The sequence below is a fragment of the Alkalihalobacterium sp. APHAB7 genome (genome assembly GCF_048323755.1).
GTDB lineage: Bacteria > Bacillota > Bacilli > Bacillales > Bacillaceae_F > Alkalihalobacterium.
In genome coordinates this window covers 243923-258176 of record NZ_JBLWFS010000002.1, presented here as the reverse complement: position 1 = coordinate 258176, position 14254 = coordinate 243923, and the positions used below count along the sequence as shown (strand labels likewise).

Sequence of the window (14254 nt, the reverse complement as noted above, 5' to 3'; positions counted from 1 at the left end):
TTATTTGTAAATGTTATTGATTATGACTTTTATCCTATAAGGCAACGGAATTGTCTGATCAATCACAAGGTGTTAATCGAATAGTAAACGATTTAAAATATCGTAGAAAAAATGATGGCTACGACCATCGTTTTTCTCTGAGGCTCTTTTCTAAAAGAATGTTGCTATTAGCTATTGGACCGTAACCAAGCGAAAGCTTGGTTACGGTCCAATAGCAACAAAGTTTACGACAGCCTTCTCTGAAAAAGAGGATAAATAGTGAGCATTCGCTGTTAACTTGTAGGGAATAATCACGTGACTTTCGCTTTTCTTTCACAAATAAAAAGAAACATCCGTGAATTTTTGCTATACTGTTTAGAGCATAGTAATGATAAGGTGGAGTACAGGCATGGCAAAACCAAATGAAATTATTGATATTTTGCGTCATTCCAGGCACGATTGGTTAAATGTAATGCAGTTGATTAAAGGAAATCTTGCCTTGAACCGACCTGAACGAGTCGAGGAAATTATTCATTCTGTCATACAACAGTCTCAAAATGAAAGTAAGTTATCCAGTTTAAACATACCAGCGTTAGTTGCGGATTTATTCACTTTTAATTGGGAAAACCATTGTTATGAACTAGAAATAGAAGTCATTGGTGATGTGAAAGATTTAAGCCATTATGAGAACCAACTCCATGATTGGTATTCTCAATTCATACAATTGCTGGATCAATGCTGTGATGAAGGTACTGAAAATCACTTATTAGTTACGTTCCAATTGTTAGAGGAAGAAGTAAAGTTAATTTTTGATTTTCAAGGACAGTTCAAAGATATTTCTGTTATTAAATCTTGGTTCGAGTCCCCATCATCAGAACTATTAGTCATTGCTGAACAAGAAATTTCAGTTGATTAGTTGTTTTGTGTAGTAACGTTGAAATAATTAGAGGTGAGATCAAGATGTTTGTAGATAAGGTCAAGGTTTATGTAAAAGGTGGAGACGGCGGAAACGGTATGGTTGCTTTTCGCCGTGAAAAATATGTTCCAGACGGCGGGCCGGCTGGTGGCGATGGTGGAAAAGGGGCAGACGTAGTTTTTGAAGTGGAAGAAGGATTACGAACGCTTATGGATTTCCGCTACCAGAAGCATTTTAAAGCACCAAGAGGAGAGCATGGTCGTCCCAAAAATCAACATGGAAAAAATGCGGAAGATTTTGTTATTAAAGTCCCGCCGGGTACAACTGTTATTGATGATGATTCGAAAGAAGTAATTGCTGATTTAACACAACACGGGCAACGTGCAGTAATTGCTAAAGGTGGTCGCGGTGGTCGAGGAAATACGCGATTTGCTACTCCAACGAATCCGGCACCAGAAATTGCTGAAAATGGAGAACCCGGTATTGAACGTTATATTTCGTTAGAATTAAAGGTTCTTGCGGATGTTGGTTTAGTCGGTTTCCCGAGTGTTGGTAAGTCAACTTTACTATCTGTTGTTTCTGCAGCCAAGCCAAAAATTGCGGATTATCATTTTACAACGCTTACACCGAACCTAGGTGTAGTTGAGACTGAAGATGCAAGAAGTTTTGTTATGGCAGATTTACCAGGATTGATTGAAGGCGCACATTCCGGAGTAGGGTTAGGTCATCAATTCTTAAGGCATATTGAACGTACGAAAGTAATTGTACATATTGTTGATATGTCTGCGTTAGAAGGGCGAGACCCTTATGAAGACTACGTCAAAATTAATGACGAACTAAAACAATATAATATGCGTCTATTAGAAAGACCACAAGTAATTGTTGCTAATAAAATGGACATGCCTGAAGCAGAAGAAAATTTAATTAAATTTAAAGAGGAATTACAAGAAGATATTCCAATCTTCCCGATTTCTGCTTTTACAAGACAAGGGGTAAGGGAGCTTTTATTAGCAGTTGCTGATAAAGTAGATACGACACCAGAATTCCCGCTCTATGAAGAAGCACCGGACCAAACAAGAGTTCATTACAAACATGAAAAGAAAGAAGATCCTTTCATGATTTCTAGAGGTGACGATGGTTCGTATGTGATTTCAGGTTCAGAAATTGAAAAGCTTTTCAAAATGACAGACTTCTCTCGTGATGAGTCCGTACGTCGCTTTGCTCGCCAATTGCGTGGAATGGGAGTAGATGATGCACTTAGACAAAGAGGTGCAAAAGACGGTGATATTGTCCGCTTACTTGAATACGAATTTGAGTTTATCGAATAAGCTGTAAATCAGAGAGCTGCCTTGACTAGGGCGGCTCTTTAGACTTTTATATTCATTTAGCACCAGAAAGTATTATGAGATACAGTGGATTTTTCCATTGTCAAAAAGTTCTAACAAATTTATAATGAAGAATAACTTTAGATGGGGATCGGTGGTGGTATTATGTCCAGAGGAATTGAACAGTTTTACCTTGTTCGGGGAGATATGTTAACCGAAGCGATGCAAAAGACGCTAGAAGCAAAGGAATTACTAGAGTCGGGAAAAGCAAAGAAAATTAATGAAGCGGTGAAAGAGGTTGGGTTAAGCCGAAGTGCTTTTTATAAATATCGTGATGGGATATACCCTTTTCATAAAATGATTAAAGAAAAGATTATCACTTTATCGATTAATTTAGAGGATCGCTCGGGAACATTATCTCAGCTTTTATCTATTGTAGCGGCATCGGGATGTAATGTACTCACCATTAATCAGACCATCCCGTTAAAAGGAAGAGCGAATATTACGTTATCATTAGATACGGTTTCAATGAAAATGGAAGTAAGTAAACTGATGCAGTCAATTCGTGATTTAGAGACGGTCATTAAAGTAGAAATTGTAGGTTCAGGCTCTTAACAGAAAGGAACGGTGTACTTAGGTGAAAACGATTGGATTTTTAGGACCAGTTGGGACATTTACAGAAATGGCAACGATGTCTATTTTCCAAAAACAAAAACGAAAAGAATTTTCTACAATTCCAGCATGTATGGAAGGTGTTTCTACGGGAGAGGTGGATGCTGCAGTTGTTCCATTAGAAAATGCGATTGAAGGATCTGTGAATTTAACTTTAGACTATATCATTCATAAACATCAGCTTCCAATCGTCGGGGAGGTCGTTGTACCTGTTGAACAACATTTACTTATACATCCCAAACATAGCGATGATTGGAAAGCTGTTACTACGATATATTCTCACCCTCACGCCATTGCTCAATGTCATGAGTTTCTAAGAACCGCCTTACCCCAAGGTGAAGTGGAATATACAAATTCTACAAGTGCAGCAGCTAAGTTTTTAATGGAAAACTCACATCTGAAAGCAGCGGCAATTGGTAATGAATTAGCAGCGAAGACCTATAACCTTTCAATTATTGCAGAAAATATACATGATTATGATAATAATCGTACTCGGTTTGTGATCTTATCTAGACAGAAAGATGAAATCATTACTCCTTATACTGTAGGACATAAAACGACATTAATGGTGACATTACCATCGGACTATTCAGGTGCTCTCCACCAAGTATTAAGTGCATTTTCATGGAGAAAGCTTAACCTTTCAAAAATAGAGTCACGTCCAATGAAGACGGGTTTAGGTAATTATTTCTTTGTCATTGATGTTGAACAGAAAATGGATGAAATTTTAATACCTGGTGTTATGGCTGAATTAGAGGCATTAGGATGTGGAGTTCGTGTACTAGGAAGTTATCCTTGTTTTACAATAGCATCTGCCAATGAGGCAGCCAAAAAGCCAATACCGGAATAACATTTTTAAAATCAGGCTGTTTTTGAAAATTTTGTTGCTTTTGGACCTTTTTCGCTTCTCGCCCAGCTTGAGAGCCAATAAGCATTCGCTTGGCTTACGGTCCAATAGCAAGGAGTAATAATCTTTGAGAAAGAGCCTAAAATAATTAAAGAGTGGAAGAAAACCTGGTTCTAATAATCGGTTTACTCCACTCTTTTATCGTACTAATTTAATAAAAAGCCCCTTTGCTTTAAAGCCTCTATGGCAGCCTCAATATGCTCCATTCGATCTGCTTCTATTGTATGTAGATGTACTCCTTCGGTCAATTCAGATAGTAGAGCGGCTTTTGTATTACGCATTTTTTCAATAAATAGTTTGACATCATTTCGATTATTTAACATTAAAGAACCTGTTAAGTCACCATATATCGGGTGTTCAATCATGACATCGCGAATCGTTACACGGTTGTCGACGAGTAAAAACAGCTCTTCTTCTGTTTCTTCTGGGGAGTGCTGACAAGCAATAACTTGTTTAACCGTTTGCTCTTCTTGAGTTGGTTTTATATACATATAGCCTTGTGCAGTTGCTATTAGCGGATAATTTCTTGCTTTTAAAATTGAAATGTCTTGTACGATCACTTGGCGACTTACACCTGTTTTTTCTGCTAGTTCATTTCCTGTAATTGGAGTACTCGTCGTTTTTAACCAGCTTACAATTAATTTCCTGCGTTCTTCTCCTAATATTTTTTTTGTAGTCATTTAGTTTTCCTTCCCTGTGTTTAATTTTAAGAGTGTTACAATGGTCAACTAGTTTAATTATTTAATGAGAATAGAACTGCTCGATGATTTCATTTAATGCGGAAACGGTATAATGGATATGCTCTTCAGTCGTTTCTCTTCCAAAGGATATGCGAATCATTTCTCTTGCTTCATCAAGAGTTTTTCCTGTTTCAGTCATTGCTCTTGAAGGTGAAGTTTGTCCAACTTTACAAGCGCTTCCTGTTGAAATGGCGATACCTCTCCGGTTACATTCAAGCATCATATACTGTCCCTCTATTCCTTTTACTCGTAAACAAAGATGATGTGCTAAGCGATTCGTCGGATGCCCTTCAAGGATAATCTTAGTGCGATCAATGGAATTTAGAAATAGCTGTTGTAGTTGCTGACAGCGTTGCATCTCTGTGTCTTGTTCTATAAGCATTTGCGAAGCAGCAATTGTAAAGGCTGCGATTCCGGGGACATTTCCTGTACCTTGCCTGAAGCCCTTCTCTTGTGTGCTGTTTGGTACAGTTGCTTTCCAGGACAGTTCAGGTGACAAGTATACAGCGCCAACTCCTTTTGGTCCATAGATTTTATGGGCAGACATTGTGACAGCTGATAGATTATAGGCCATTACATCAATTGGGACTTTGCCAAAGGTTTGTACACAATCACTATGAAAGAAGATGCCTCTATCCTTTAATAATCGTCCGATCGCTTCCATATTTTGAATGGTTCCAAGCTCACTGTTCGCATGTCCTATCGAGACAAGAACGGTTTCTTGGTTGATTTGTCGTTCTAATTGTTCGAGTTCAACCTCACCGTAAGAATTAACAGGAACAAATGAGATGTTAAAACCTTCTTCTTTTAGAAGTTCTAATGTATTGAGAACAGAAGGGTGTTCAATGTTTGTTGTTATAATGTGACTGCCACGATGTTTATTCCCTCTTGCAATCGATAAAAGAGACAAATAATTACTTTCTGAACCACCACAAGTAAAATAAATGCCCTCTTTTTCCCCGTTAATCATTTTTGCAATGTCAACTCTTGATTGATCTAGTAACTGGTTAGCAGTTGTTCCATAATCATGTAAACTGCTAGAGTTCCCAAAAAATTCCTTTGCTGCCTTAGTGTATATTTCCAACGATGTTTCTGACATGGGTGTAGTTGCACAGTAATCAAGATATATCATTTATAAAGACCTTCTTTCAGGAGGATTTGCTTTTGTTTCTATTATCTTACACGAATAGAATTATAAAAAACTCTTGTCACTAGTTTAAAATTATGTAAAGATAGGTGTCAAGACAGGTGTAAATGACTAAGGAGGTCATTTAGTATGAAAGTATTTACGTCAGATGTCATTATCATAGGAAGTGGGATTGCAGGATTAATGGCAGCTGAGCTTCTTTCTTTCGATAAGAATGTGATACTTATCACAAAGTCAGATGTGTTCAGTAGCAACTCAATGATGGCTCAAGGTGGTATTGCCGCAGTAGTGGACAAAGAAGATGATTGGAGAGATCACTTCCTTGATACGATGCGAGCAGGTTGTTACTACAATAGTGGTGATGTCACTGAGCTTCTTGTAAGGCAAGGAGCGAAAATGATTGAGAAATTGGAAGAGCTGGGGGTACAGTTTGATAAAGGAAAAGATGGTAAGTACTTACTGGGCCAAGAGGGCGCACACTTAAAACGGAGAATTCTTCATGCTGGTGGAGATGCAACAGGTAAGGAATTAATTACAAAACTAATTTCCAGAGTGAAACAAAATGTCACTATTCATGACCATATGGATGCGATTGATTTAATTATTGAGAATGGTCGTTGTAATGGTGTCGTTTGTATAGATGAAGATCAACATTATGTTCAATACTTTGCACCGCATGTTGTTTTGGCTACAGGTGGGGCAGGTCAATTATATTCAGTTACTTCAAATGATATGTCGATCACAGGTGATGGTATGGCATTGGCTTATCGTGCAGGTGCTAGATTGGCGGACATGGAGTTTGTCCAATTTCACCCGACAATGCTTGTAAAGAATGGAAAAGGTGCCGGGTTAGTTTCTGAAGCAGTAAGAGGAGAAGGTGGTCGTCTCATTACGGAAGATGGCAAACTGTTAATGGAAGGCAAACATGAACTAGGTGATTTAGCTCCTCGTGATGTAGTCGCGAGAGAAATATTTGAGAAGGTAGCTAATAATCAAAAAGTTTACTTAGATATAAGACGCATTAAAGAGTTTAAACGGAAGTTTCCTTCGGTTACTGCACTTTGTACGAAGGCTGGAATTGAATTAGAGGATGGGCTCATTCCGATTGCTCCTGGTGCACACTTTGTCATGGGCGGCGTAGAAACAACATCATACGGAAAAACGACTGTAGAAGGTTTGTATGCGATCGGTGAAGTGTCAAACACGGGTGTTCATGGAGCTAACCGGTTGGCAAGCAATTCGCTTTTAGAAGGAGTTGTGTTTGCAAATGAACTAGCTCGAGCCATTATCCATTCCGATGAAAGTATCATGAAAACGAATGTTAAACCAATTGCTTATATCGATCAAACGTACTCACAACGACTGCCGACGCAAGGTGAAGTCCAAGCGGTTATGTCTAAATATGTTGGTATCGTCAGAACGAAAGACAACTTATTAAAGGCATTGAAATGGTTTGAGAAGTATAGAGAGGTCATTCAATCTAATCAAAGGTACGTCCTTTCATGTGAACAACATACGATACGCAACATGTTGACTGTAGGATACTTAATTACTGCTTCCGCACTTTGCCGTAAGGAAAGCCGAGGAAGCCATTTTCGTTTAGATTATCCGCTTGCGAGTGATCATTGGCTTAATCAAACGGTATTTTGCTCAATTAATAAACAAGAACCGTATGTACGAAATAAAAAAGATTACGTAAGTAACTTTGTAATATAGGGGGACAACCATGAACGATCTTAAAGTAAAAGAGAAACTACAGCAATTTTTCATTGAGGATATTGGTGAAGGAGACGTCTCAACCAATACGATATTTTCGGATGATGATATTCAGACAGGAAAATTTATCGTAAAAGGCGAAGGAGTCATTTCTGGCCTTCAGATTATTAAGTTAGGCTATGAACTGCTTCATTCAAATGTAGATGTCCAGTTACATTATAACGATGGAGAAAAAGTCAGCTTTGGAACGTGTGTCGCTCAAGTTACCGGACCAGTAAAAACATTATTGACTGGAGAAAGAGTCATTTTAAATTTATTACAGCGGATGAGTGGAATTGCAACTTTTACAAGAACAGCTGTAGATACATTGAATGATGACCATACAAGAATTTGCGATACGAGAAAAACGACCCCAGGCTTAAGAATGTTTGAAAAGTACGCTGTGCGAAGCGGCGGAGGATTTAATCATCGCTTTGGACTTTATGATGGGGTCATGATTAAAGATAATCATATTACGGCAGCGGGAAGTATAACGGCTGCCGTAACTCAAGCCAAGTCAACGCTTGGTCATATGGTGAATATTGAAGTTGAAGTCGAAACAGAGGAAGAAGTGCGAGAAGCTATTGAAGCGGGTGCACATATTATCATGTTTGATAATTGTCCTCCAGAAGTCATGAGAGAATGGGTGAAACTTGTTCCTGAACATATTGTTACGGAAGCATCAGGTGGAATACAAGTCAGTAACCTCGGAAATTACCGAAATATAGGAGTCGACTATATTTCTTTAGGTGCATTAACACACTCCGTTACGGCATTAGATATTAGTTTTAATTTAGAAGGGGGTAAAAAAGGATGAGCTTAGTAGAATTGATGAATACAAATCAAGGTCTTCCTGAGAAGTATAAACAAATGACAACAGAGGAAATGGAAAATAGAATTCGTGAAATTAAATCAGAGTTAGGCGAACGTCTATTTATACCAGGACATCACTATCAACGTGACGAAGTGATTCAATTTGCGGATGCAAGTGGAGATTCCCTGCAACTAGCTCAAATTTCTGCGAAAAATAGTAAAGCAGATTATGTTGTGTTCTGTGGTGTTCACTTTATGGCGGAGACAGCAGATATTTTAACGGACGACCGTCAAGTTGTAGTTTTACCTGATATGCGAGCTGGCTGTTCTATGGCTGATATGGCCGACATTAACCAAACAGAAAAAGCATGGAAAGCATTAGAAAGTGATTTTGCAGATACCATCCTACCGTTAACATATGTTAACAGTACAGCAGCTATTAAAGCCTTTTGTGGACGTAACGGTGGTGCGACTGTTACTTCTTCTAATGCTAAAAAGATGGTTCAATGGGCTTTTACACAAAAAGAAAGAATTTTATTTTTACCAGACCAACATCTAGGAAGAAATACTGCATTTGATCTAGGAATTCCACTCGAACAAATGGCAGTGTGGGACCCAATTGCAGAAAAGATGGAGTATGAAGGAAACATTGACGATATCAAGGTTATTCTCTGGAAAGGTCATTGTTCGGTTCATGAGAAATTTACAGTCGACAATATTAGAGAGCTTCGTGAAACGGATCCAGATTTTCAAATTATTGTACACCCAGAATGTACACATGAAGTTGTCCAATTATCAGATGATGCAGGATCAACGCATTATATCATTGAAAAACTAAAGGCTGCTCCAGCAAATAGTAAGTGGGCAGTAGGAACAGAAATGAATTTAGTTCGTCGTTTAGGACAGGTTCACACCGATAAAACGGTCATTTCATTAAATCCTAATATGTGTCCATGTCTGACAATGAATCGAATTGATCTTCCGCATTTATTATGGTCGTTAGAATCGATTGTAGAAGGAAAGCCAGTGAATCAAATAAAAGTAGATAATGATGTTGCAAAAGATGCATTATTAGCATTAGAGCGCATGTTAGAACGCGTGTAACTCGACATGAAGGGGGATTAGTTTCCTCCTTCTTTTTTATTTTCTTAATACTTGGTTCGGTTAAGGTGAGGGTAAATGGTTATAGGACGAGGTTTGAACGCATAGATTGACCTTAGAGTAATCATTTCGTCCATTTATTTTATAAAGCAAATGGAAACTAAGCTAAGGAGGGACATTTATGAAGATTCACATCGTTCAAAAAGGAGACACATTATGGAAGCTCTCCAAAAAGTACAATGTCGATTTTGAACAGCTAAAAGCAGCCAATGATCATTTATCTAACCCAGATATGATCATGCCAGGAATGAAAATTAAAATTCCAACGGGGAGTGTTCCTGTTAAAAAGGAGCAGCCGTTAGATGCTCTCGTAGGAATGGCTAAGAAGAAAGAAGCTCCTATCGTTAAAAAAGAGGAACCAGTTACTCCGCCGGTAAAAGAGAAACCAATCGTTGCACCAAAACCGCCGGAAAAACCAAAGGAAATGCCAATGCCAGAAATGCCTCCAATGATGATGCCAACGGCACCGCCGCCACCACCACAGCCGCAGCCTATTACTGCAAAACAAATGCAAGAATTTAATATGAATTTTAACATTTATAAGCCGCAACCGTATCAACCAGCACCTAAAGTGCCCAAACCACCAAAGCCAGTTGCTCCAAAGGTTGAAAAACCAATGGTAAAGCCAGAACTTCCGAAAAAACAGCCAATTAAACAAGAAATGCCGAAAAAACCAGCAGTAATGCCAAAAGAGCAGCCGATGAAAATGCCAACTATGCCAAAGGAGGAGGCAATGATGAAGCCTCAAATGAAGCCTCAAATGGCACCGATGGATCAAATGGCGCCAATGCCGCAAATGGCACCGATGCAACAACAAATGGCACCAATGCCGCAAATGGCGCCTATGCAACAGATGGTCCCATGCCCGCCATATTATCCAGTATCCCCAGTTTTACCAGGTTGTGCTCCTTGTGGCAGTGGTGGACAGTGGGTATATGGGCAACCAATGGCTCCAAGTTACGGACAGCAAATGATGATGCCGCAACAAGCTATGCCACAGCAACATCATCAGATGATGCCACAACAAGGGATGCCACAGCAACATCATCAGATGATGCCACAACAAGGGATGCCACAGCAACATCATCAGATGATGCCGCAACAAGGGATGCCACAGCAACATCAACAGATGATGCCACAACAAGGGATGCCACATCAACATCAACAGATGATGCCACAACAAGGGATGCCACATCAACATCAACAGATGATGCCGCAACAAGGGATGCCACATCAACAATTTGCACCACAAACACATGATATGGACGAAATGCAACCGTGGACTGGGATGGCACATTCTCCACAACTTCCAGGATCTCATCACCAAGCTAGTATGCCTGGAGCAATGACAGGTCCAAGTCAGCCGATGAGTCCTCAGATGCCTCATCAGTTCCAAGAGTTTGACGACTTTGATGATTAATGATTAATTAATTATTTTATATAGGAAGAGACAGTTATTAGGCTGTCTCTTTTTTTGGTTGTTTTCGTATACATCATTGCTTATTGTTTTTTGGACCGTAAGCCAAGCATTGGCACGGCTTATGGTTCAAAGGAAGACCCTAACTAGGTCAGTCACCAAAACTATTCTTAAACAAAGTTTACGAAAAAAAGCCATGAACAGGATGAAAATTTTGAGAGTTAAAGCCCTTGTTTTTACTTCTTTTCCTACATATTAACAGATTAAAAAGGATCACAAAATGCCACTATAAGTGGTGAAAGGAGGAGATACAAATGCGAAAATTCGCGATCACAATTACTGCAGCAACAATGATAATAGGTGGTTTAGCTGGATGTGGTGTCGATAATCAAGCAAGAGATATGGGTGGCGCTGGTGCAGCTAACCGAGAGATTGGTTATACAGATGCTGGCAGACAAGGTGCTGCTGGAGCAGGTGCTCATGGTGAAGTTGGATTATTTGGTCAAGGCCGTGGAGCTGGAATGGCTGGACAGGGAGCTGCTGGAGCAGGCGCTGGAGCAGGTGCTGGTGGCGGATTGTTCGGTGGTGCTGGATTTGGCGGCGCTGGAGCAGGAACTGGAACTGGAACTGGTGGACACGGGATGACAGGAGCTGGAGCTGGAGCTGGAGCTGGAGCTGGAGCTGGAGCTGCTGGCGGTCGTGGAGTAACTGGTGCTAGATGGACAGGGGAAGGTCCAATCACGGATATGTTTACACCAAATAATCGTGCTGGACGTCAAGGTATTACTGGTTATGGCGTTGAACAACGTCAAGGGCAAGGTATCCGTGGTGGTCAATTAGGAGTTAACGACCGTGGAGCTGGCCTAAGAGGCACAGATAGAACGATAAACCAACGAATTACAGGACCTAACTACGACATGCGTGGAACAGGTATGGGTGGTGCAGGATTCACTGGACGTGGCATGGCTGGAAGAACAGGTATGACTGGTGCTGGAACTGCAGTACCGCATGGAACATTAGATGATGCTCATACTGGAATGGGCGGAGCTGCAACGCGTGGTGCTGCTATCCAAGGTAAAGCTGGTACTCGTGGAGCCGGTATGCACGGCCAAGCTGGGACTCGTCAAGGGGCTACAGGTATTACTGGTGGAAACCGTGAAGGTATGGTAGACCAACGTGGAGTATTACGTGGTCAAAATCGTACAATGAAAGGTCAAACTACAGCTAATTATCACCGTGGATATGATGGACAAACAGTTCAAGAAATTGAACGTTCTGTAGAAAATATGGACGGTGTTAGAGATTGCCGTGTAGTTATGCATGACGATGAAGTTGTAGTTGCAGTTGAAGCAACAGATAAACAAAATCAAGCTAAACTAGAGGAAAAAGTTGAGAACAACATTGAAAACATGGTACGTGGTAAAAACGTTCATGTTGTAACAGATAAAGATGCTATGACACGTGTTAGAACAATGGACGACCGTTTACGTGGCGGGGCAGCATTTGATGAAGTAGGTGCTACTTTCACTGAAATGGTAAGAGACTTGGGACGTGCAGCAGGTCGACCGTTTGAACGTACACGTAACTAGTTGTATTTAGATTATTAAGTTGAGCAGGAGATCAATTCTCCTGTTCAATATACATAACTACTTCTGTGTACTAGCATGTTCAGTAATGGTAAATTTATACCTTAACTTCATAAAAGCTTAAACAATTGGAATGGATTTCATCACTTTACGGATAAAAGCATTTATTCATGGCTAGAATAATCATGAATAAATGCTTTTATTTTTTATATGGTGGTGATTATATGAAGGGCGGTCAAATCATTAAGAAAATATCAAAAAAATATATGGTTGTAGCTGTCCTATTTTCTTTAAGTTTTGTCCTGCTTTTAGGTTTTCAAACAGGAAGCGTAAAGACCATTCAACCTCATGCTTCTAAGTCAGCAGTTCCAGTAATGAAAATGGTTGAAAATGAAGACTCAGGGCCCAAAAAGGTACAGGTCAAATTACAACGTGTATATTTAGATGGTGAAATAAGTGAAGAAGTAGTAGAAGAAACCATTTGGTCTATGGAAGATTTTTGGGCATTTTATGATCAATGGTTACTGGTGGATCAAAATGAAGAAGAAATTCTTTTTAAACAGGAGATAGATGATATATCACCGTTATTAAAAATTAATGGATATTTTGGTATTTCAGAAGATGGAGTTTTAAATATTTATGAAGGAAAACCAGATGATCAAAAAATCATCCAGTCGTTCTTCCAAATAAATACGAAAAAATTAAAGAGTCATCACGAAAGTGAATTAAAAAATGGAATTCCGGTAATGTCACGTGAAAATTATCAGGAAGTTTTAAAAATATTAGAGAAATATGCAATAACAGAAATGTAAAGAGACGTGATAACTTCACGTCTTTTTTATGTTTAATGTTGTTACTTGTGTTAAAGGATTCGAGAAAGCGTGAACGAAAAGCACATAATGATGAGCAGTAAAGGAAAAAACTAGGAGAATGCAGTAACCAAAAGCAGAGAATAGTGTGCGCTAAAGGGAAAAATACGAGTAAATCAAGAATCTCCTTCAACAGAACATTACACTTAGCCTTAGGGGCGAAGGTTGTGTTTACACTATATGAAAAAGGTTGATTATGATAAGATAGAAATACATGTTCGTTTTTTTACATAAGATTAGAATATGCTGAACTTAGTAATTAATGTTTAACAAAGATGGCAGTAAAAGGGAGAGAGTCGGTTGTTTGATTATATTCAAGGAAAAGTAGACCATATAGATGTTCAATATATCGTAATTGAAACTCACGGGATAGGATATCAAATTCATTGTCCTAACCCTTATATATTCCAAAAAGAATTAGATGAAGACTGTAAAATTTATACATACCAACATGTCAGAGAAGATTTAATCCGCCTTTACGGTTTTCAAACAAGGAAAGAGCGACACTTATTTGAAAAGCTATTAAATGTCTCTGGAATTGGACCAAAAGGTGCTTTAGCTATTCTTGCTTCGGGCCAACCCGAACAGCTGGTTAATGCAATTGAAGAGGAAGATGAAAAGTTTCTCGTGAAATTTCCTGGTGTTGGTAAAAAGACGGCAAGGCAAATCATTTTAGATTTAAAAGGTAAATTAGATGAATTTGCATCAAATCTTTTTCAACAAGATGTATCGGAAGCATTTAGTAAGCCTAAGAACAATATTGCGTCAAAGGAGCTAGAAGAAGCTGTTGAGGCGTTAAAAGCATTAGGCTACGTGGATCGTGAAATTAATAAGATTGTTCCACAGCTGGAAAAAGAACAGACGACAACGGATCAATACATAAAAAAAGCACTACAACTCATGCTGAAGCTATAATAACAATCGGACAGGAGGAAAAACTGTGGAAGAACGTATAATTTCTGCACAA

General features: G+C 39.1%; 13 protein-coding genes. 11 read left to right on the top strand and 2 right to left on the bottom strand.

The features are described 5' to 3' along the window. Positions 1 to 388 precede the first annotated feature (388 nt). From ACNSTQ_RS03630 to pheA, 4 genes are all read left to right on the top strand, one after another. Positions 389 to 895, top strand: a complete 507-nt coding sequence (locus tag ACNSTQ_RS03630; protein WP_418198483.1) for a Spo0B C-terminal domain-containing protein — start codon at positions 389 to 391, stop codon at positions 893 to 895. 44 nt (positions 896 to 939) lie between these two features. After that, positions 940 to 2223, top strand: a complete 1284-nt coding sequence (gene obgE / locus ACNSTQ_RS03625; protein WP_418198482.1) for a GTPase ObgE — start codon at positions 940 to 942, stop codon at positions 2221 to 2223. A 162-nt stretch (positions 2224 to 2385) separates the two neighbouring features. After that, the gene (locus tag ACNSTQ_RS03620; protein ID WP_418198481.1) at positions 2386 to 2835 is read left to right on the top strand and encodes an ACT domain-containing protein; all 450 of its coding nucleotides are present in this window, start codon (positions 2386 to 2388) and stop codon (positions 2833 to 2835) included. Positions 2836 to 2857: 22 nt separating this feature from the next. Further along, entirely contained in the window at positions 2858 to 3742 is an 885-nt protein-coding gene (gene pheA, locus ACNSTQ_RS03615; RefSeq protein ID WP_418198480.1) for a prephenate dehydratase, read from the top strand. Between the two features lie 203 nt (positions 3743 to 3945). On the opposite strand, the gene ACNSTQ_RS03610 is transcribed toward pheA, so the two are convergent. Further along, on the bottom strand, positions 3946 to 4479 hold the full coding sequence (locus ACNSTQ_RS03610) for a transcription repressor NadR (RefSeq protein WP_418198479.1): 534 nt from the start codon (positions 4477 to 4479) through the stop codon (positions 3946 to 3948). Between the two features lie 61 nt (positions 4480 to 4540). Continuing rightward, a complete protein-coding gene (locus tag ACNSTQ_RS03605; protein WP_418198478.1) occupies positions 4541 to 5671 on the bottom strand; it encodes an IscS subfamily cysteine desulfurase in 1131 nt (376 codons plus the stop codon). A gap of 144 nt (positions 5672 to 5815) precedes the next feature. Between ACNSTQ_RS03605 and nadB the strand changes: the two genes are divergently transcribed. The 7 genes from nadB to ruvA all read left to right on the top strand — a co-directional run bounded on the left by nadB (position 5816) and on the right by ruvA (position 14202). Next, complete coding sequence (gene nadB / locus ACNSTQ_RS03600) at positions 5816 to 7402, top strand: L-aspartate oxidase (RefSeq protein WP_418198477.1); 1587 nt, start codon at positions 5816 to 5818, stop codon at positions 7400 to 7402. A gap of 10 nt (positions 7403 to 7412) precedes the next feature. Next, positions 7413 to 8258, top strand: coding sequence for a carboxylating nicotinate-nucleotide diphosphorylase (gene nadC, locus ACNSTQ_RS03595; RefSeq protein WP_418198476.1), 846 nt, complete (start codon positions 7413 to 7415; stop codon positions 8256 to 8258). Then, entirely contained in the window at positions 8255 to 9358 is a 1104-nt protein-coding gene (gene nadA / locus ACNSTQ_RS03590; RefSeq protein WP_418198475.1) for a quinolinate synthase NadA, read from the top strand. Before nadC ends, nadA begins: the two co-directional genes overlap by 4 nt. Positions 9359 to 9536: 178 nt before the next feature. Beyond that, positions 9537 to 10835 carry a SafA/ExsA family spore coat assembly protein gene (safA, locus tag ACNSTQ_RS03585; RefSeq protein ID WP_418198474.1) on the top strand — a complete coding sequence of 433 codons (1299 nt, stop codon included), beginning with the start codon at positions 9537 to 9539 and terminating at the stop codon, positions 10833 to 10835. A gap of 311 nt (positions 10836 to 11146) precedes the next feature. After that, positions 11147 to 12421 carry a YhcN/YlaJ family sporulation lipoprotein gene (locus ACNSTQ_RS03580; protein WP_418198473.1) on the top strand — a complete coding sequence of 425 codons (1275 nt, stop codon included), beginning with the start codon at positions 11147 to 11149 and terminating at the stop codon, positions 12419 to 12421. Positions 12422 to 12642: 221 nt separating this feature from the next. Beyond that, positions 12643 to 13230 (top strand): BofC C-terminal domain-containing protein, encoded by a 588-nt coding sequence (locus ACNSTQ_RS03575; RefSeq protein ID WP_418198472.1) that lies wholly within the window; start codon positions 12643 to 12645, stop codon positions 13228 to 13230. Positions 13231 to 13587: 357 nt separating this feature from the next. Beyond that, positions 13588 to 14202 (top strand): Holliday junction branch migration protein RuvA, encoded by a 615-nt coding sequence (gene ruvA / locus ACNSTQ_RS03570; RefSeq protein ID WP_418198471.1) that lies wholly within the window; start codon positions 13588 to 13590, stop codon positions 14200 to 14202. Positions 14203 to 14254: the final 52 nt, after the last annotated feature.